Here is an 837-nt window from a genome sequence, read left to right as displayed (position 1 = left end):
TGGCTCACCATGCGCCGCTGGCTTGAAGCCAATCCCGGCGACGAGTTTGCAAAAGAAGTTCGAGCCCAACTGACCTCCGAACCCGAGCGCTACGCCGCTTACACGCGTGAATACCTGGGCTGGGGTGTGTTTGCGCTGATGGCGCGGTGAAGCGTTGACGCATCATCTCGTTCCCGCAACTCCATTGCGGGCCAACCGAGCGCGCAAAAAGCATCACTTCTCGCCGGTAAACGCAGTTCGGCAAGGCCGCCAAGGCCCGCCGCCACGCTCCGGGAGCACCGGTGTCTCAAAAGTGACCTCACCTTTCAGAAGGAGGAAGTGGAGAGCTTCGAACGTGACCGGGCCTGCCACGCCATGTTCGCCCACTGCATAATACCAACGGGCGGGCGGGTTTTCGGACCCTGGGGTGATATTCATATCCATTGCTGTCTTTTTGGTTTTTTACAACTCAGCCTCCTTCAGTGGATCCGAAGGAGGCCGGGAGTTGATAAGCCGTGTAAAAACAGCCGCGACGACCTTTGGCCGGTGGCTTGGACATACGCCGCCGCCCAAGACTTACAAGTCTGACCGGGAGCCGGATCCCCGCTGAGGTCGACCGGTTCAAACTCGAAGAGTTGCCTGATCGAGGGCCCTGCAGCCCTCTGATCGCATTACAAGGCCGAGTTAAACCTATCCAACAGAAGATCTATCAAAACCCTTCCTATGAATCCACCCTGTCATGAGCTTGCTAAATCCGCCCCGATTCACATCGGTGTGGACGTTGCCAAAAAGACCCTCGCCCTGGCTTTCGCCGGGCTAAAACCAGAGTATCCCAATACCCCGAAAGGCCACGCCGCC

The 837-nt window shown here is 57.9% G+C and carries 1 protein-coding gene and 1 pseudogene; one reads left to right on the top strand and one right to left on the bottom strand.

The features are described 5' to 3' along the window. Window positions 1-150: pseudogene (locus tag B2828_RS01705) on the top strand (SAM-dependent methyltransferase); the annotation flags it as partial. A gap of 63 nt (window positions 151-213) precedes the next feature. Here the strand turns inward: B2828_RS01705 and B2828_RS01700 are convergent. Then, complete coding sequence (locus B2828_RS01700) at window positions 214-417, bottom strand: hypothetical protein (RefSeq protein WP_479631944.1); 204 nt, start codon at window positions 415-417, stop codon at window positions 214-216. Window positions 418-837: the final 420 nt, after the last annotated feature.

The organism is Spartobacteria bacterium UBA695, assembly GCA_002298145.1.
Lineage (GTDB): Bacteria > Verrucomicrobiota > Verrucomicrobiia > Chthoniobacterales > Chthoniobacteraceae > UBA695.
This window is presented reverse-complemented; position numbering and strand designations above follow the sequence as displayed.